The following is a 16,962-nucleotide window of genomic DNA, read 5'->3' on the forward strand; positions in this document are numbered from 1 at the left end:
TCAAACTCTTTCACATGCACTCATACCAAATAAACAAGAAACAGCAATTAGAAAAAACATCTGAGCCCTTACTCAACCAAACTGCCCCGATAGTTGCCATAAGAAAAAGCTGCCTAAAAGACAGCTCCGATCTTCAGCCAACGCACCCGTTGTTTATCTGTTTAAATTTGAAAGGATTGAACCAAACATTCTTCATTATCGACAATTTGCTTTTTTTCTTCAAAATCTATATTTAGCTCACTGAAAATCTTTCTCCAAAATATAACAGCAGGGATATTATTGGCTAATTGAACAACAAAGTAACTACCTTTTTTTTGTTTAAACAATTCCTTTAATAATGATATTGCAGCACCTTTTCTTCTATATTTTTTCAAAAAGTATGGGGTTAATCCTTCCTCCTTCCAAATTAATTCAAATGAATCAAATTCAAATGAGCCATCTGTTGATATGTCTAAACCCTCGGTAAACTCCGAAAGGTCATGTAAATAAAGGGAATATAAATTCTGAAGAATATGCTTTTCATCTTTGGAAACGGGGTTAAATGAAACAGTCATTGTTATCCCTCTTTTACCATTTATTAAGCTCTTACTTCATTAAGTTCGATATAAACTTCCATTTGTCCTTCATGAACTCCCCTGCCACCATTAGTTGCATAAAGAAAAAGCTGCCTTAAAGACAGCTCCGTGGAATAAGGGTTAATGATTTTTATTTGCATACATTCTTGCCATTGCCGAAGGTGAAAATTTAATTCTATATTTCCCTTCAAGTTCTTTCTTAATTTTATCCGTTAAAGTTAAGCCTTGTTTATTGTGTTCTTCTTCAAGTTCAATCCCATTAGGAAGCAATTTATCTTCATCCCAATCAATCCATTCACCATACCTATTTACCCATTCAATCAATTCATTTGTTAACGTATTTGAAATTAGACCTATATCCAAGTTACAACCACATTGATTGCACCATATAGGATCCGCCCCAACATCTCCTTCAACTTTCAACTCATATGTTTCTTTTTGTTCACAAAAACATTCCATATTATTTTCTGACTCCTCTACTACACGCTTTTTTATAATATTTTACATGACTTTTGTTAAAGTAACCTATCCTATTAGTTCAATAAGAAAAGCGATTCTTATTAAAGAATCGCTGAGTTTGTAGATAACTATCATCCGAAAAATTGAGGGAACGTCAGGCCTTATCCCTTATCCCTTTTCGATCATGTAAAATTTCTTGAATGATTTCAATATGAACAAAAGACCATGATCTTTCATGAAAGTGAAGAAACACACTTATGGAAAGAATGGAAATATATATTATACTAAAGACGACCCAAAGCAAACTCCCATCTTTAAAAAGGAAATCTTGCAATTGATTTGAAAACAGAAGAAAAAGCCAAGGCCCAGAGGATATTATAATAGGAATGATCCCCGATCCGTTTTTCTCTTTTATCATACAATAATAAACTTTTTTTAACGTATCGCTATCAATCGAACTATAAAAATTTTGAATTTCTTCCACTTCAATCAGTTTCTTCATCCCTTTGAAAGAACGGTCTTTGTTTGATGCTTTTTTTAATTGAAGATAAATTTTATGAGCATCTCCCCGTAATGAAAACATATATCTGATCTTTCCCCCCTTCCAAAAAACTCCTTACTGAAAGGTTTTGTAATACTCCGCAATTTTATGTAGTCTTTGTCTTTTACAGTATCTACTTAAGGGGATACATACGAATCATTCTAAAAATCCAGCTCGTAATAAAAATCTAAAAAGACCATAATCATCGATGATTATGGCCTTTTAGGTAACGAAAAGAGAACCGTTTTATTTAGTTTCAGATTCATTTTTGCCCGTATCATCAGCTAATTGTTCAAATGAAGGGACCTTACCATGTGGATTCTGCGATTGTTTACGATCTTTCCATTGGCGTTCTTGCTGTCGCTTAGATTGAGTCATCTAAATAAGCTCCTTTATATAAAGTTAAGTAAAAAGTTTGAAGCACGATAAGCGTACTCGAGCAGGCATCAATGCATGCCTTTCCACTCACCCTGATTTTTAGATGCTTTTTCTTTTTTTGCTTTATTTTTATGTGCTTGATTGGCATTTGCACTGCCGAATTCTTTAGAGAATTCAGAATCAGTTTTGCTTGAATCAAACCCTTGTTTGTTTTTTTGATCTGCACCATTTTTCTTTGTTCGTTTTGCCATGTATACCCCTCCTTCTTATCTTTAGTATGAGATTTCAAAGAAGAAATATACTCCGAATAAAACCGGCAGTAGCATGAATCCGTCATGTAATTCGGGTAAATAATAAAGTGAATAATGAGTCCGTTTTTAACCGTTCGTGCAGTACCATCCAAAATAAAATGGCCTTATATGTGATTTTTTTAATTCTTTTCATCATTTCTGCCATTTGTTTCGTATTTGGCTGATTTCCTTCATTATTTATCAATGATGCACTTTCAAGATAAGTTATATGAGTGTTTTGGTCATTATAAAGTCCGTTTGTTCTTCATCCCCCATATAAAAAGAGTGGGCTCCAGTTTGAACAAACCCAATTTTCTTATAAAAACCAATGGCATTTTCATTTTTTTCCCATACGCCCAGCCAGATTTTCTTTTTATTACGTTCCATCGCCATGTCCATTGCTTTATTTAGCAGACACTTACCAAGCCCATGTTTTTGAAATTTGTTCTTTATATAAATCCGCTCGACTTCAAGTGAATCATCACCCATTTCTTCAGTCTGAGCATCATTGGTATTGACCTTTAAATATCCAGCGACTTCATTATTAAAATAAACAAAATAGAATTGCGAAGAAACATTGGCTAATTCTTTTTCTAATTGGTTTAAGTTAAATGCCTTTTCCAAATAAGCATTCATATTTTCGGGTGAATTCTGATGCTTAAATGTCTCATTAAATGTTTCATAACTAATTTCTTGAAGAATGCGTGAATCGTCTAGGGTACACTTTTTAATATTTGTAGTCATTTAAATATGCCGCTCCTTTATATAATCAATAATTTCTCTTGTTTCCCTTTTTTACAAATTCCCAGTCTTTCTCTACATTTTTTCTTACTTTTTGAAGAAGATCGGAAATGGTTTCTACTTCTCTTTCCGAAAGTCCCTCTAATGCAACGGTATTGGAATAATCATTTTCTCTTTTTATAAAAGGATAAATACTTTTTCCTTTCTCCGTTGGAAAGAGCTTTTTAATTTTTTTGTTGTGTTTATCTTCTTTCTTTTCAATAAAGCCATTGATTTCAAGTTTTTTTATAGCACGAGCTGCTGTTGTTCGATCTACTTTTATCATCTCAGCTAACTTTTCCTGAATCATTCCTGGATTTTCACATATTCGCACAAGGTACAAATACTGCCCTTTTGTAAGGTCATGTTCTTTAAATTCGATATTGCTTATGGAATCTAATGCCCTTGCTATCATTCCAATTTCACGAAGAATTTCCTTCATAATGAACTCCTTAGCGCGTATTTTGTTGCAAATGCAATAAAAATGACCTATATTTAATTTAACGTAATTTTGTTGCGTTTGCAACAAAAAAAAGGGGGGCGGTATAGTGAAATATGTTTTTTATGTATTAGGAATTTTAATATTAACCCTTGGTATTTCTTTCACTATACAATCAGATCTTGGGACTTCACCTTTTGATGCACTTTTGGTGGGGCTATCCATAAATGCTGGGCTTACTGTGGGAAGTTGGGAAATCATAATAGCTTTGATCTTGATATGTTTTAATTCATTTTTAAAAAGGCAAAGACCAGAAGTTTTGGGGTTGTTAACAGCATTTATAACGGGTATCGGGATTGATATGTGGCTTTTTATATTGCACAATTTGATAACACCTGAACTATGGTACAGCAAAGTTATTTGTTTTGGAATCGGCTTGGTTGTTATAGGATTAGGAACGGCAACATATTTACACACAAATTTTGCACCGATTCCAGTTGACCGATTAACATTAATCATACAAGAATTAACGAAAACAAATATATTTTTTTCGAGAACAGCCATTTACCTTGCATTCTTGATAATGGCAATGATATCAAATGGACCAATTGGCGTTGGAACTTTATTAACCGTTTGTTTAGGCGGGCTAATACTCAATTACTTTATGCCATTTACTGAAAAAGTACTAGACCGCATATTAACACACCCTAGTACATCACCGAATTATGATAAAGATAAAAAACATTCAATATAGAATGATTTTTATCTTTATTGCTCAACTAACCTGCCCCTAAAAAGACTGCCAGCGATGGCAGCCAGATTTTAAAAGTAACGCACCCGTTAGGGAAAGAACAAGTACTATAAAACTCTTTTATAAGCAAGATTACGGATCAAAAAATCCAGGTGAAAAGAGCGTAAACTCCGATTAATGCAAAGAGAATTGTTAATATGATTATTGAGAAGCAACCCAAACTAACCAAATTATCTTTCAATCGATCGTCAGGTTGTTCCAGCAGACTCTCTTTCACTTTATTTTGTATAGGTGAAATTACCTGATCCAATTCCAGTTCTATTAAAATTTCACTATCACCTTTAAATTTCAGAGCTCGTGCTATTCTGAAAGGATCGTTTCCCATAGATTTTTCGAACAAAATGCACGCTTTTACCATCTCTGATGTCTTATTCTTTTCTAAATACCAGTAACGACCTGCCATTGAAGGGTATTTCAATGCAAAATAGATGTCCCCAAGCTTTCTGCGCAGTTCTAACTCATTAGGATAGGTCGAAATTAAACCGTGTAGCCTATCCCTTGCTTTCCCTAAATCATTTTTTTCAATGTCCTCTTCTATCTTCTTAATCGTTTTAACAGGTATCTTTTCTATACAAACACCTCATATATTTTCTTTATAGTCTTTATTTCTAGATCGTTCAAAATAGTTCCTTCTCCAACAACCTGCCCCTATAGTTACATAATCCAATCTTCAATTTTTACTCCCATGGATTTTCATACTTATTTCTAATTTTATCGACTTTAGTATATTCGCAAATGGTATCTTTGCCTGATGAATGGACTTTCATCGTATTTTTTTCGACTATAATAGTAAGGTTGTCAGAACCGCCACCATAATCAAATTCGTAATCATTGCTCTCAATTTGCCTTGGACTCTTGAATTTTGAATTTCAAAATTATTTTAAGGTAAAGGATTTTCGACAAACACTCTTATCTCCACCTGAATTTTTCCATTCTCCTTTCCAAGATAGTGCTTTTTCTTCACCACACGCAGCTAATACTAAAGCAGACATAGCTGAGATCATTAAGGCTTATGTAGAGTTAACACGATCTGTGAAGGACAACAACCCGAATTCAATAAGGAATACGGGCAGAATCATTAAGAACAGAACTATCTATTTTTACGATTCATTGCCGTCACCTTTTTTCATGTTAAAAGTCTTGATTCCACGTGATGTAGGAGGCAGCGGCCTTTGATTATTGCCTTCCCTTTTTAAATTATGAGTGGAGCTTATAAATTTGGGTCTGTCTTTAAACGCCCATATTGGTCTCCTGAAGAATGTATCTCCTAGTCCTTCCGGGTTAAGTGGAGCAAGTGGTGACATATAAGGAACTCCGAATGAACGTAGGCTACATAAATGAACTACGACGACAAAAAGGATGAGAATCACACCATATAAACCCATTATGCCTGCGCAAATGATAAATACGAACCGCAGCAAGCGAGCCGAAATTGTAATGGCATAGGAAGGGGTCGCAAAACTTGCAATGGCGGTGATTGATACGATGATGACCATCGCCGGTGATACAATGCCAGCCTCAACGGCAGTCTGCCCAATTACAAGAGCACCAACAATGGACATAGTTGAACCAATCGCTTTGGGCATCCGTATGCTTGCCTCTCGTAAGAGTTCGAATATAACTTCCATCATGAATGTTTCGATAACTGCCGGAAAAGGGACCGTTTCCCGTTGTGCTGCAATAATGACGAGCAACTTAGTCGGAATTATTTCCTGATGAAACGTTGTAGCTGCCACATAAAGAGACGGGGTAATTAGCGATATTAAAAAAATTAAAATACGTAAAACACGTATAGATGAGGCTATATCAAATCGGGCAAAGTAGTCCTCGATAGATTGAAAGAACTGAATAAATAACGCAGGCACCAGCAAGACAAAAGGTGTTCCGTTTACAAAAATGGCTACTCTTCCCTCAAGGAGATTGCCAGCGACCTTATCAGGTCTTTCTGTATAGTCAATAGTGGGGAATGGGGTCATGACCTGGTCTTCTATCAATTGTTCAATATATCCGGATTCAAGAATGCTATCAATATTTATTCCTTTTAAGCGCTTTTTAACCTCCTCGACGATTCCTGCTTTGGCAATTCCATTTATATACATGATGGAAACATCCGTCTTTGTCACCGTCCCAATTTTCATCGGCTCTATCCATAAATCCGGACTTTTAATGATGCGGCGTACCAAGGCTATATTTATCGCATTCGATTCCGTAAATGCTTCTCTTGATCCGCGGACCACTGAATTTGTGCTAGGTTCCTGAACGGAACGCCTTTCCCCCCCTTTTGTACTTGCAACCAATGCCATGTTTATTCCGTCAACAAAAATGATGCTATCCCCTGATAATAATGACAAAAATAACTTTTCCCATTCTGTGATGGTTTCTACACCGCCAAGTGAAACCACATCCTCAGAGATCACCTCCAGCACTTCATGTGGAAGCAGCTTTTCTTTTAGTTGAGGATTTTTCATGATGGATTCAATCAAAAAGTCTGTAACGCTTTGACTGTCTATCAGACCATGTACATACAAAATGATCACTTTAATCTCAGGATTTTGACTCGTCTTCAACGTTCGGAAAATGATATCTGGGCTATTTCCCGTTTTTTCTTTCACGATATCCACATTGGCCTTTATATAGCTGTCAATATATTGGGGTATTTTACTTTTAGATTGACCTTTTACGTCCGTTTCTTGCTTATCAGGTTTTTCCCTTTGTCCTTTTTGTTTAAAAAAAGAAACCATAGCACCGACCCTCGTTCTTTCCTTTTTCGTTCTAATTTGTCCAAAAATTGTTCTTTAGGATAATTTAACGAAAGTATAACCACACGTGGTAAATGAAATTTTCATCAATACGATAGCTCCATAAAAATCATTTAGCATTCTTAATATATTTTTTTGATTTTTTGTAGGAGCAGCTCTCTACGTTTTATTTTTTAATAATATGCTCTTACAATTGATGGTTATACAAGAATCAAACTTATAATAAACTGCGCTTGCTGTACTAAGCTGCAAGAAACTACAGATGGCAGCCGGATCTCCATTAAAAAAATCAGCTTCCTTTACTACGGTTATTTTTTTCCCTGTTGAACTAGCCTGCCCCTTTAGCTCCATAAGAAAAAGCTGCCTTTTTAGACAGCTCCACCTTCAGCTAACGGCCCCGTTAATTTAGTACTATTCTTCACAAACTACCAGCTGGTTCATTAAGCTGAAATAACATTCTGTTGACGAAATTGTTGAATGGTCAATGTTTTTGGTTCTCTTTATTAGATAGGTATTCCGCTACATCTTTTGGAACTTTAAAATACAAATGCAGTTTCTTGGTTCTAAGTTCGATATAAGGGCTATCTTTATATGTAATAATTGTAGCAATTTGTTTAAGTCCCTTTTCATCTGTATTTGGCTCTCCAAGTTTGACTGTATCTTCTTGGTACATCTTATAAATATACTCCTTAGTTGAAGGCGTATCTACAATACGCCATTTATTAATTTCAAGTGTATTAACAAATTCATTTACTTCATCTTGATTGTCTATAACGCTTAAAACCAATTCTGGATTTTCTTCTGACGATACTTCTATCTTTTCGGATTTATCAAGCCCAGGGTCTCCTTTCAGATCTTTTTTTTCATTGCTACACCCGAATAAAAGTACAGAAACAAATATAAATATCATACAAACTTTTTTCATCATTGCCTTTCCCCCTCAAAGAATCAAAACCATACACTCACTGTCTCAATATATCTGAAATTCATTATCGGAATTGATGATTATTTTATTGTTATTTTTTAATGTAATCTCAAGAGGAAATATGGCAGATGTTTTATCGGAGAATATCCACCTTCTCCCAGGTTGGGCTAATATAATAAATACTCCATTCCTTCTTTCACCCATGAAATTAAGGGAATTTTTACTTATTGTATGATTGTCGCGCTCGTACACACCAATTTCCTTTAATTTTTCGCTCACACTTATAGTGTCTTCTACAATTAAACCTATTTCACTTATGTTTAAAATGCTTTTAACCGAAAAAGGCTCCATACTATCTTCAGCAATTCCATATCTTGAAATAAATTCTACTATATTACCAGAAGGATCATAGAAATAAAGAGCATGGGCAGGTAAATGTGCAAAATTAACTTCATCTTCCCCAACTTCAACAAGTAAACTCACTCTTTCTTTTGCCCACGATTTTGCCTCATTAAATTTGTTAGCCGGTATGTTAAAAGCAAAGTGATAATAGGGGTCACCTTTTACTTCTTTTGTTGTAAACTCCATTTCACCTGTGCCAATACCCATTCGGAAGCTATTCTTATCTTCATTAATTAAAGAAAAACCTAACGTTCCAATATAGAAATTTTTCATTTGCATTAAATTTTTAGTCTGTAAAACAATCGATTTAATTTCCATTGAGAATAACACCTTCCTTGTATATCTAATATTAAGTAAGTCATCTATAAAACGTACTGACATTCTGATTAAATCATAATTATCATTCAGAGTAAATTTATTCTATTTTTACCTACATATACCAACCTAACTCATTGTTGCTTTTGTAATCTCGCTTATTGATTCCCTTTAGCTGCATACGAAAAGGGGCTGATGACAGCTCCTTTATAATGTAGTAAAGCATCTGTTAGTTCATTAAGAAAAGCATTTCTAATTAAGGAATTGCTGAGACTGTAGACAAATTTGAAGAAATCGAGTTTGCCTCCCGTTTTTTTATGGCTTGTACAATTTGCAGCGGATTTCCGCTACAGGCACTCGCTTTCCGCGGGAGTCTCGCACCTTTGTCTCCAATCAACTTTGTTATAGCATTTATATAGAAACCATACCTGATGAGCTGAAGGTGTTAGTTTGGGAACTTCATTTAAAATCAATTAGTACTCTTGAACCTTTTTGTAAATAATAAGAGTGTTAAACATAAATTGAGGAGGAATTGTATGCAGCAGAATCAACCAGCTAAAGGGAACTCGGGCTCCATTATGAAACCGGAATTTGCCGGAACTGATGCACAAAAAGTAAAACAACAAATTCAAAAAGATGTAAGCGAAGGACAAGGTGCAATGACTTCCCGAGAGGCAGGAGCAATGCGCGATTAAAAAAGCGCCCGTCAACAATCGGGCGCAACAACATATTTTTAACCCCGTCCTATAGAACGGGGTTATGCTTGTTTAAGCTTTTAAAATTAAATAACTTTGTGAGAAATTAGGATATCCCTTCAAAATGCCAGGCAGTGGTCGGTGTATTCTATAATAAATTATAGTCTAACCTTAACCTCAGTACCGTCCTTAGCTCTGACATCAACTAGCACGATCCCTTTATAATTTTTCAGTTCCTTGACGATAGGCTTTAGCATATTTTTGTCTATATGCGGAAAGGTAAAGTCCAGTTTTTTTCTTTCGAAGTGTTCTTTTGTCCATTTGTTTACATTTTGCTGAAGAAATTTTGAAGATAAAATGGAAATAACAATATTTAAAATGGCATAAGGAACTGGGATGGTAAACCGAACGTCTTTTGCTTTCACTTTTACATACATCATAAACAACCCACTAATCAATGATGACTGAAACGGTATCCCCGTTTGCCGATTTAATATCAACAATTTGGCCATCTAATTCGTTTTCGATTGCCTCCATGATAAGGCTTATGTCTACATCTTTAACGTATTTTTCCGATTGAGGAATACTCGCTGCGATGCTGTGTCCAGCCATTAATACTACCTTGACCAGTTTTATAGGCAAGTTGACCGTGACGTTATCACTTTCGGCTGATACAACACGAATTTTTAATGTTTTATCTAAATATTTTGTCGGTTTTTCCAAAAGCTTATTACCTGTCTCTTCTTTCTCTTTTAAGATTTGAATCAGTTCAGATCCCTTATCTGCGTCAATTTTCCCTTCTTGAACCATTGTTAACACTCTTGTTATTTCCTCTTTCATGATAAATTCCTCCCTATTCCTCTTTTAAGAGCTTAATGGCTTCTTCTGGTGTGATTTCGCCATTTTCCAACATGGTGACAACCTTTTTCTCGTCTACTTCATTTTTCTTCTTCTGCACATATCCAAGGGATGAAATGATGTCTGTTAGCTTGCCTCGAACCGTGGGATACGAAATCCCCAGCTCCTTTTCAACTTCTTTGATATTCCCTCTGCATGTTAAAAATACTTCCACAAAATGAAGCTGATCCTTTGATAAGGATGCCAGCTTAGATAATTCAAACTCATTTTCAATCGTAGTGTGGCAATGAGAGCACTGCAACTTTGTAATTTTCAATGTTTTACTGCAGACAGGACACTCTGTGATTACTTTATAAGCCATAATGGAATGCAATTCCTCCCTTTTAGTTGATTCGATTATATAACAATAAATTAAAAATATAAATACATAAATTAAATTATTAAACTAAAAAAATCAATAATATTAATTTGTTATTTAACATTATTGATTTTATATTCAACCCAAGTATTATATTTACCATAATGGTTAAATTGAACAAGCGTAACCCCGCCCAAATTTTGAACGGGGTTACGCTTGTTTTCAAATGATGGCCTTTTTTAAGGTACTAACACAGGTGTTGCAATAAATGGGCAGCACCTCAATATTCTATTCCACCCACTTTTTGTAGAGGGCATCAAATTTACCCTGGAGCTTCATTTCATCCATCCACATTTCCAAGTAGCTTGCATAAATGAAATCACCTCTTGGGATCATATAACCTTTTTCACTGTTTGTGAAAGGCTTGTCGGTTTGAGTCGCATGCAATCTTGAATCAGCTTTTGCATATAGCATTGCTTCTACTGTGTCAGTGATCATAACATCATACGTACCTTCTGCTACAAGATGTGGGATATCAAGGTTGTTTTCTACAACCGTTATGTTAGCATCGCTTAGATACTGACGGACAAATTCTTCGTTTGTTCCGCCTGGATTTACGCCAATGCGCACAGAAGGCTTGTTGATATCTTCAATGGTCAGATACTTGTCTTTATCTTCCTTGCGAATCAAAGGCACCTTACCAAATGAAAGGTAACCTTGGGATACATAAGCGCTTTTTTGTCTGGCAGTGTTGCGGGTCACACCGCCCACAGCGATATCAAATTTGTCCGCTTGCAGGTCTTTCATCATCGTAGGCCATGTGGTAGCGACAAATTTCACCTCTACACCAAGATCTTTGCCAAGCTCTTTGGCAGCGTCCGCGTCAAAGCCTTCATACTCATTCGTTTCCGGGTTCAAATAGGTAAATGGTTTGTAGTCCCCCGTCATTCCTACCCGGATGTATCCACGTTTGATAATTTCATCAAGCTGGGAAGACTCCGCTTTTTTCAAATGCCCTGGTGCATTATTAGCTGCCGGTTCAGCCGAGACGTTTTGCGAGGAGATCAGGTCATGACTGACATACCCAGTACCTAGCAAGGATAAGCTGATCACTCCAGCCATCAGTGTTTTTTTCCAATTGTTAAACATGTGATTTCCCTCCGTTTTTTGCTGTATTTTTAATTAATCCATCAATTAGTAAAAATACAACAAAATAAGAGAATCACCTTCAAAAAACAAACATTTTTCCACAATTAATAGAAAAAGGACTACGCATATTAGTCATATCTAAAATGTGCAGTCCTCATTTAATGGTATCTAGTTATGGACCATAAAAAATCATAAATAGCATGAGAAATATATTTAATGCTAACAATATCTTACCAAAGTGATTTTTTATAGCTAAAACAGAAAATACAATAGAAATCAAGAATGAGAAAATGGCTATTTGGGGTGTAAAATACACAAAGTCTAAAATGCCTGACATAGAAAAAAACAAAAGAAAAATGCTAATAAATAGAAATATCATTAAAAATATTAATGCTATCGTGATATAAATAAAAATCCTGAGTTTTTTCAAATGTTGTTTCTCATAACTATTATCAACCATTTTTCCCTCCTGATATTAAGTTTGTTTAATCATTAAAATTAACCTTTACCGAATACTATTCTTTAGCTGATCATTAAATACCTTCTACTAATCTGCCCGATGCTTTCATAAGAAAAAGCTGCCTAAAGACAGCTCCAGCCTGCAGCTAACGCACCATTCGTTCAACAAAACTCGTTTTTTACCGTGATCAGTTTATAGCTGCTTTTATGACAGCTCCGTTTTATCATTGGTGGGAAATCCGTTATTTCCTTAACGCTTTGCTGACTTTCCTTGCAAAAACTAATGGATCATCAACAGCTTCGATATTAACGTAAACCAAATTCGGTTTATCGAAAAGCCACTCATTGTGTATGGATGAAACTATTATTCCTTGTTTAAGAATGGAAGCAACAAAATTCTCGACTTCTTTTTGCAAGAGTGCTACCCTGCCTAGGCACAATGCCCGTCCAGTATGATTATCTCTGGATTCAAATGAGAAAGAAGAAGTTACTCCAAAACGTTTCCCTAAAATTTTCACTTTGAGTTCATTTCGATTTATGGTTGCCACACATTTGCCACCCGCAAATCCTTCTTGGCCGCCGATAATCTTAGCAAACTTTTGACAAATCAATTCATCATTAGATGCCAATCTATTCATCTCCTCCCTAGTCTTAATAGGATATGAATTAATGAATAAATCCGAAACGGATATATATCTATTTTGAAATAAGAATTATGCTGAATACTCATATCTTATTCAAACTATCCTGTAAGAAAAGGGCCGATCATCACAGCTCACTAATTAACGAACACCCGTTAGTTCTATAAGACTTACCGCAGATTGGACACAGACTGTGAATAAAAATATTTAAAGAAAACAGGAGAATCAACTGCCTTTTTTGAATATAATCTTTGAACTAAAATAAGTAGGGAGACGGTGCAGTGAGCGATGTAGACAAGCGAAACAGATTAAGTGAAGAACCATTTACTTATCGAATAACGAAAAATAGAACAGTAGTAATCTATCACAAAGGTAAACAAATTAAATTTTTAAAGGATAGGGAGGCTCTAATAGAAAGAAGCAATGAAGTTGAAAATAATATAACAGAACTACAGTTATTGTTAGCTAAAATTACGGGTAACTTTAAACGGGGTAACGAGAAGTGTACCACTTCACAAAGTTACATCGATTTTAATATATATATTAAAACTTTACTTACTCACATTTCATTTTATATCATAAAGAGTACCTCCAAGAACAGAAGGTACTCTTTACACACGAATCATCTCATTTAACGCTGTGTTGAACTCCTTGTTATTCTTTTCCACTAAACTCTAAAATATTTAAACCTTCGGATGCTTCTGGTGCTTCAAAAAATTTATTAACATGAATAAACACCGCTTCCGTGTCAAAAGCTGCTCTTTCGGGTTGTTCGTTACGCCTTTGTGCAATTTGACGTAAGCATTGCTCGTTATTTAGATTAAGGAAAATTAGTTGATGGTTTGCATTGGCCTCTGACGCCATATCCAAAAACCACTTTCGCAGTTTTTGAGTGTTAGCTGGAAAATCCATCACTACATCTGTACCGACACTTAATATGTTTTGGACATGCTTTTTCACCAACGGCTTGAGCTGCGCTGAGAATTTTAGATAGTCCTCAAATGATGCGATCTGATCGGGATAAAGAGATGAAAGCCATTCATCCTCAGACAACAGTACCGCATGTTTATCTATTGCCAATTGTTTTGATTTAGTTGATTTTCCTGCGCCCATTTTTCCACAGAAAAAGTATAGCGTCCCCAATTGTTTCATATTTTTTAACCCCCCGGGCTTATTTTAGTGGTTGTTGTCCCACCTTGAAAAATAAGAGAAATTTTTGGTTTAGATTATTCATTAAAATCTTCCCCCTCCTTAAAAATACTACCATAAAAATCCAAACCTTTGTTTATCTAAAAAGCCCCTTTAGTGCCATAAAGAAAAAGCTGCCTTAAAGACAGCTCCAATCTTAAGCTAACGTACACGTTATTTATTTAATTTTTTGAGATTCTAATTTCTTTTGAGAAAGAAAATAAGCTAATGTAGCAGTTAGCAATGTTACCAGTAATGGAATTGAAGTCTTACCAAACACTACTTCTTGACTTAAATTACTCTCTATCGAAGAAAAATCGGGAGTATAAGAAGCAGTAAGAATCAAACCTGATCCTATTTGAAATACCATATATATCATTACGAAACTAATTAAAAACACAAGATACTTTTTCAATATCGTCACCCCACCCATTACATTGTTTTACCATATTTACCATTCTAATTGTCTTACCCTGATAGTTCTATAAAACCTTTCGCGGAGTTGGCATAAATTGTGCAACAATTTTCGAAGCTAAAAACCATCCTTTAAAAGGATGGCCTGAAAATGGACATTTATTTAAGTTTAAGACATTTTATTCAAACAGCTTATTGTGGGAAAGTAGTCTTATTCTTTATTTCTATAAGCTATTATGGTCGTTTTTAGTGCAGCATAATTTCCAATCGCAGCATAACCATAAAACCAACCCATAAAGATACCTGCTACTAAGCTGTGCCTATGACTAATGAAAATGGAAATCATCAGGCCAAGTGCCAGTGCTATGGAAGGTACAATTTTTTTTGAAACATTAAAGTAAACTTTAATTATTTGAGTTAGGAGCATTATAACAGGTATTGCTATCACGGCGTCCCAAAAGTTTGTATGTATTTCAGGGAAATTCATTTAAGTAAATTCACCTCTTATAGATAGTATGGTCTGATTTTTTAGGATTTAAAACACGCCAAGTATTCCAATTGTCACGGGTCACCAGAATTGTTGCTAAGGGGCCCCAACAACACGTTATGAATAGAATTTGCTACATTAAAGAAATTATTCCAGAAGCGATGCCGTTTGAGGGTAGACATAAACCCGAGAAATACATAACGATTGTGTCACAGTACGAATAAACGGTGGACACAAACTGGGTAGTTTTCATTTTAATGCGAATGTATGATAATGCTAAGAACCGTATTTTCAAAAGGCCGCCAATTGGCAGCCTTTTTTGCGAAGAAATGTACCTAATCTAACCTGCCCCGTTAGTTCCATAAAGAAAAAGCTGCCTTAAAGACAGCTCCGATCTTCAGCTAACGCACCCATTAGCTTAGGTACAATAATTCACAATCTTACTTTTTTAGATAACACTATTACTAAAAGTTTTATTTTGTATAAATATTTTATATATGTAAAAAAGCTTACTCAAAGAGTAAGCTTAACCTCTATAAACACTATCACATGTTCCAGGCTTTGGTTCATAAAAACAATGGTCTTTAAATTGACCAGTATGTGGTTGATCATACCATGTTGGAGGGCATGGAGCATATGGATTAAAATACCAAAGAGCATATCTAGCCGGATGCTGTCTCCAGTGCTTCAAATTCTGTTCTGCTAATCTTCTTTCAATACCTCTCGCTCTTTGATAAAATACATTCCCTTTTTGAACAGCTTCAAAAGAATAATTTCCTCCTTGTACTTGATAAATGACTTGTGGAATTGTTCTTAAACCTTTAAAGTCTAAACAATTAGCTACAAGACGATTCACAATTACATTTCCAACATATAACATTCCTTGTTGCCCTTCACCTTCGGCTTCTGCTCTCATCATCCTTGCCATTAAGTCAACGTCTGAACTTGTGTATTTTGCTCTTGTCATTTTTCCACCTCAAAAATATTGTATGAAAAATAGCCTACAGTCATGTCATTATTTATGTAATTTAAATGCTTAGTTATAATGACTTACAGCTTTTAGGTAAAATGAAAACTATTGCATTCTTTTTTTCCCTTAATTCAACTAATCTGCCCCTTTTGTGCCATAAGAAAAAGGCTGCCTTAGCAACCTTTTGTTATACTTTCGACCTTTTATTTGAAAAACCGTTGTTTAAAACTTACTGTTTAATCATTATTACATTTCAAGAAGTAAATCAGCTTTTGATAAATACATATTTTTTGTCCTGCTCCGTTCGGTTCTTGAAACAAGACTTAAAACAACAAATGCAAGTGAAGCAATGACCGATACGGTCCGCTAATTTGTATATTATTTAACCCTTTTTTAATAGTCCTTTGACTGACCTTTCTTTTGTTTGGATAGGGCAGATAGAATGGATTGTTCGCCCACCCCTTGATTTCTCAAAAATTTCTTGGTCAGACTTAACTTAAGAACAATTTTGTAAACGATCATCGCTGAAACGATACTAATGATGGCTCCGACAAGAACATCTGCTGGATAATGGACACCTACCCAAATTCGCGAAATGCCTACAAGAACGGCCAAAATTCCCCATAAAAATCCCCAACCCCTTTTGAACAACCAGAAGGTTATGCAAAATGAAAAAAATATGATCGTATGGTCGCTTGGAAATGAATTATTGACTGCTTTTTCAACTAACTTATTAACGTTGGGCAACTCAGCAAAAGGTTGGTAATTCGAGTGGAATTGCCCTGCTATTTTCGCCAATATTTCTGAGATAACTAATGCAATAAATGCACAGATTACCATGATTCTATTTTTATTACTTCGAGAAAACAAAAACATCAGGACTGCCAATACTAAGAAAAAAATCATGTACTCAGCGATGAATACAAAGAAAGGATTTAAATCCGTGTATTGTTTACCTAGATTATTAATCATTCTAAACAAATTACTATTCATTTCGGACAGAGCCATTGAAAAATTCCTCCTGATTGTATTATCACTTAAACCTTCATTATGCTCCATTTTGTAAATA

Annotated in this window: 23 protein-coding genes; 2 read left to right on the plus strand and 21 right to left on the minus strand. The window is 35.1% G+C overall.

All coding sequences use genetic code 11. From position 1 onward, the window contains the following. Positions 1–161: 161 nt before the first annotated feature. The 7 genes from ACJ9PY_RS22865 to ACJ9PY_RS22895 form a co-directional block, all read right to left on the minus strand. On the minus strand, positions 162–554 hold the full coding sequence (locus ACJ9PY_RS22865) for a GNAT family N-acetyltransferase (RefSeq protein WP_411739079.1): 393 nt from the start codon (positions 552–554) through the stop codon (positions 162–164). 141 nt (positions 555–695) lie between these two features. Continuing rightward, positions 696–1,034, minus strand: a complete 339-nt coding sequence (locus ACJ9PY_RS22870; protein WP_411739080.1) for a hypothetical protein — start codon at positions 1,032–1,034, stop codon at positions 696–698. Between the two features lie 154 nt (positions 1,035–1,188). Then, on the minus strand, positions 1,189–1,617 hold the full coding sequence (locus tag ACJ9PY_RS22875; RefSeq protein ID WP_249599003.1) for a hypothetical protein: 429 nt from the start codon (positions 1,615–1,617) through the stop codon (positions 1,189–1,191). A 204-nt stretch (positions 1,618–1,821) separates the two neighbouring features. Next, the gene (locus ACJ9PY_RS22880) at positions 1,822–1,953 is read right to left on the minus strand and encodes a DUF6254 family protein (RefSeq protein ID WP_330501727.1); all 132 of its coding nucleotides are present in this window, start codon (positions 1,951–1,953) and stop codon (positions 1,822–1,824) included. A gap of 68 nt (positions 1,954–2,021) precedes the next feature. Further along, positions 2,022–2,204: a hypothetical protein gene (locus tag ACJ9PY_RS22885; RefSeq protein WP_096340372.1), complete on the minus strand. Its 183-nt coding sequence runs from the start codon at positions 2,202–2,204 to the stop codon at positions 2,022–2,024. Between the two features lie 264 nt (positions 2,205–2,468). Beyond that, entirely contained in the window at positions 2,469–2,987 is a 519-nt protein-coding gene (locus tag ACJ9PY_RS22890; protein ID WP_411739081.1) for a GNAT family N-acetyltransferase, read from the minus strand. Positions 2,988–3,012: 25 nt separating this feature from the next. Then, the gene (locus tag ACJ9PY_RS22895) at positions 3,013–3,465 is read right to left on the minus strand and encodes a MarR family winged helix-turn-helix transcriptional regulator (protein WP_411739082.1); all 453 of its coding nucleotides are present in this window, start codon (positions 3,463–3,465) and stop codon (positions 3,013–3,015) included. Between the two features lie 106 nt (positions 3,466–3,571). Here ACJ9PY_RS22895 and ACJ9PY_RS22900 point away from each other — a divergent pair, with 106 nt between their 5' ends. Further along, entirely contained in the window at positions 3,572–4,216 is a 645-nt protein-coding gene (locus tag ACJ9PY_RS22900; RefSeq protein WP_328132072.1) for a YitT family protein, read from the plus strand. Between the two features lie 136 nt (positions 4,217–4,352). Here the strand turns inward: ACJ9PY_RS22900 and ACJ9PY_RS22905 are convergent, their stop codons facing one another. The 4 genes from ACJ9PY_RS22905 to ACJ9PY_RS22920 form a co-directional block, all read right to left on the minus strand. Further along, positions 4,353–4,844, minus strand: coding sequence for a DUF6584 family protein (locus tag ACJ9PY_RS22905; RefSeq protein ID WP_283930944.1), 492 nt, complete (start codon positions 4,842–4,844; stop codon positions 4,353–4,355). Between the two features lie 529 nt (positions 4,845–5,373). After that, a complete protein-coding gene (locus ACJ9PY_RS22910; RefSeq protein ID WP_411739083.1) occupies positions 5,374–7,014 on the minus strand; it encodes a spore germination protein in 1,641 nt (546 codons plus the stop codon). Between the two features lie 499 nt (positions 7,015–7,513). Next, entirely contained in the window at positions 7,514–7,960 is a 447-nt protein-coding gene (locus tag ACJ9PY_RS22915) for a hypothetical protein (RefSeq protein WP_411739084.1), read from the minus strand. 42 nt (positions 7,961–8,002) lie between these two features. Then, complete coding sequence (locus ACJ9PY_RS22920; RefSeq protein WP_411739085.1) at positions 8,003–8,677, minus strand: VOC family protein; 675 nt, start codon at positions 8,675–8,677, stop codon at positions 8,003–8,005. Between the two features lie 533 nt (positions 8,678–9,210). Between ACJ9PY_RS22920 and ACJ9PY_RS22925 the strand changes: the two genes are divergently transcribed. Further along, complete coding sequence (locus ACJ9PY_RS22925; RefSeq protein WP_164468811.1) at positions 9,211–9,369, plus strand: hypothetical protein; 159 nt, start codon at positions 9,211–9,213, stop codon at positions 9,367–9,369. 158 nt (positions 9,370–9,527) lie between these two features. Here the strand turns inward: ACJ9PY_RS22925 and ACJ9PY_RS22930 are convergent, their stop codons facing one another. From ACJ9PY_RS22930 to ACJ9PY_RS22975, 10 genes are all read right to left on the minus strand, one after another. Next, positions 9,528–9,809, minus strand: a complete 282-nt coding sequence (locus tag ACJ9PY_RS22930) for a hypothetical protein (RefSeq protein WP_411739086.1) — start codon at positions 9,807–9,809, stop codon at positions 9,528–9,530. 10 nt (positions 9,810–9,819) lie between these two features. Next, positions 9,820–10,209 carry an SHOCT-like domain-containing protein gene (locus ACJ9PY_RS22935; protein WP_411739087.1) on the minus strand — a complete coding sequence of 130 codons (390 nt, stop codon included), beginning with the start codon at positions 10,207–10,209 and terminating at the stop codon, positions 9,820–9,822. 13 nt (positions 10,210–10,222) lie between these two features. Then, positions 10,223–10,588 (minus strand): DUF2089 domain-containing protein, encoded by a 366-nt coding sequence (locus ACJ9PY_RS22940; protein ID WP_034310939.1) that lies wholly within the window; start codon positions 10,586–10,588, stop codon positions 10,223–10,225. Between the two features lie 285 nt (positions 10,589–10,873). Then, positions 10,874–11,734, minus strand: coding sequence for a transporter substrate-binding domain-containing protein (locus tag ACJ9PY_RS22945; protein ID WP_328119571.1), 861 nt, complete (start codon positions 11,732–11,734; stop codon positions 10,874–10,876). A 701-nt stretch (positions 11,735–12,435) separates the two neighbouring features. Continuing rightward, the gene (locus tag ACJ9PY_RS22950; protein ID WP_411739088.1) at positions 12,436–12,831 is read right to left on the minus strand and encodes a DUF1259 domain-containing protein; all 396 of its coding nucleotides are present in this window, start codon (positions 12,829–12,831) and stop codon (positions 12,436–12,438) included. Between the two features lie 657 nt (positions 12,832–13,488). Further along, positions 13,489–13,986 (minus strand): AAA family ATPase, encoded by a 498-nt coding sequence (locus ACJ9PY_RS22955; protein ID WP_034310912.1) that lies wholly within the window; start codon positions 13,984–13,986, stop codon positions 13,489–13,491. A gap of 214 nt (positions 13,987–14,200) precedes the next feature. Further along, complete coding sequence (locus ACJ9PY_RS22960) at positions 14,201–14,437, minus strand: hypothetical protein (RefSeq protein ID WP_057279070.1); 237 nt, start codon at positions 14,435–14,437, stop codon at positions 14,201–14,203. A gap of 210 nt (positions 14,438–14,647) precedes the next feature. Further along, positions 14,648–14,923, minus strand: a complete 276-nt coding sequence (locus ACJ9PY_RS22965) for a hypothetical protein (protein ID WP_057279071.1) — start codon at positions 14,921–14,923, stop codon at positions 14,648–14,650. Between the two features lie 526 nt (positions 14,924–15,449). Then, complete coding sequence (locus ACJ9PY_RS22970) at positions 15,450–15,890, minus strand: cell wall hydrolase (RefSeq protein ID WP_411739089.1); 441 nt, start codon at positions 15,888–15,890, stop codon at positions 15,450–15,452. A 396-nt stretch (positions 15,891–16,286) separates the two neighbouring features. After that, entirely contained in the window at positions 16,287–16,901 is a 615-nt protein-coding gene (locus tag ACJ9PY_RS22975) for an undecaprenyl-diphosphatase (RefSeq protein WP_034310895.1), read from the minus strand. Between the last annotated feature and the right edge of the window lie 61 nt (positions 16,902–16,962).

Source organism: Peribacillus sp. S4 (genome assembly GCF_046715815.1).
GTDB lineage: Bacteria > Bacillota > Bacilli > Bacillales > DSM-1321 > Peribacillus > Peribacillus frigoritolerans.

Bases quoted from the DNA above. Each gene is read 5' to 3' on its own strand.
- ACJ9PY_RS22865 (WP_411739079.1), bottom strand. From the start codon at position 554: ATGACTGTTTCATTTAACCCCGTTTCCAAAGATGAAAAGCATATTCTT.
- ACJ9PY_RS22870 (WP_411739080.1), bottom strand. From the start codon at position 1,034: ATGGAATGTTTTTGTGAACAAAAAGAAACATATGAGTTGAAAGTTGAA.
- ACJ9PY_RS22875 (WP_249599003.1), bottom strand. From the start codon at position 1,617: ATGTTTTCATTACGGGGAGATGCTCATAAAATTTATCTTCAATTAAAA.
- ACJ9PY_RS22880 (WP_330501727.1), bottom strand. From the start codon at position 1,953: ATGACTCAATCTAAGCGACAGCAAGAACGCCAATGGAAAGATCGTAAA.
- ACJ9PY_RS22885 (WP_096340372.1), bottom strand. From the start codon at position 2,204: ATGGCAAAACGAACAAAGAAAAATGGTGCAGATCAAAAAAACAAACAA.
- ACJ9PY_RS22890 (WP_411739081.1), bottom strand. From the start codon at position 2,987: ATGACTACAAATATTAAAAAGTGTACCCTAGACGATTCACGCATTCTT.
- ACJ9PY_RS22895 (WP_411739082.1), bottom strand. From the start codon at position 3,465: ATGAAGGAAATTCTTCGTGAAATTGGAATGATAGCAAGGGCATTAGAT.
- ACJ9PY_RS22910 (WP_411739083.1), bottom strand. From the start codon at position 7,014: ATGGTTTCTTTTTTTAAACAAAAAGGACAAAGGGAAAAACCTGATAAG.
- ACJ9PY_RS22915 (WP_411739084.1), bottom strand. From the start codon at position 7,960: ATGATGAAAAAAGTTTGTATGATATTTATATTTGTTTCTGTACTTTTA.
- ACJ9PY_RS22920 (WP_411739085.1), bottom strand. From the start codon at position 8,677: ATGGAAATTAAATCGATTGTTTTACAGACTAAAAATTTAATGCAAATG.
- ACJ9PY_RS22925 (WP_164468811.1), top strand. From the start codon at position 9,211: ATGCAGCAGAATCAACCAGCTAAAGGGAACTCGGGCTCCATTATGAAA.
- ACJ9PY_RS22930 (WP_411739086.1), bottom strand. From the start codon at position 9,809: ATGATGTATGTAAAAGTGAAAGCAAAAGACGTTCGGTTTACCATCCCA.
- ACJ9PY_RS22935 (WP_411739087.1), bottom strand. From the start codon at position 10,209: ATGAAAGAGGAAATAACAAGAGTGTTAACAATGGTTCAAGAAGGGAAA.
- ACJ9PY_RS22940 (WP_034310939.1), bottom strand. From the start codon at position 10,588: ATGGCTTATAAAGTAATCACAGAGTGTCCTGTCTGCAGTAAAACATTG.
- ACJ9PY_RS22945 (WP_328119571.1), bottom strand. From the start codon at position 11,734: ATGTTTAACAATTGGAAAAAAACACTGATGGCTGGAGTGATCAGCTTA.
- ACJ9PY_RS22950 (WP_411739088.1), bottom strand. From the start codon at position 12,831: ATGAATAGATTGGCATCTAATGATGAATTGATTTGTCAAAAGTTTGCT.
- ACJ9PY_RS22955 (WP_034310912.1), bottom strand. From the start codon at position 13,986: ATGAAACAATTGGGGACGCTATACTTTTTCTGTGGAAAAATGGGCGCA.
- ACJ9PY_RS22965 (WP_057279071.1), bottom strand. From the start codon at position 14,923: ATGAATTTCCCTGAAATACATACAAACTTTTGGGACGCCGTGATAGCA.
- ACJ9PY_RS22970 (WP_411739089.1), bottom strand. From the start codon at position 15,890: ATGACAAGAGCAAAATACACAAGTTCAGACGTTGACTTAATGGCAAGG.
- ACJ9PY_RS22975 (WP_034310895.1), bottom strand. From the start codon at position 16,901: ATGGCTCTGTCCGAAATGAATAGTAATTTGTTTAGAATGATTAATAAT.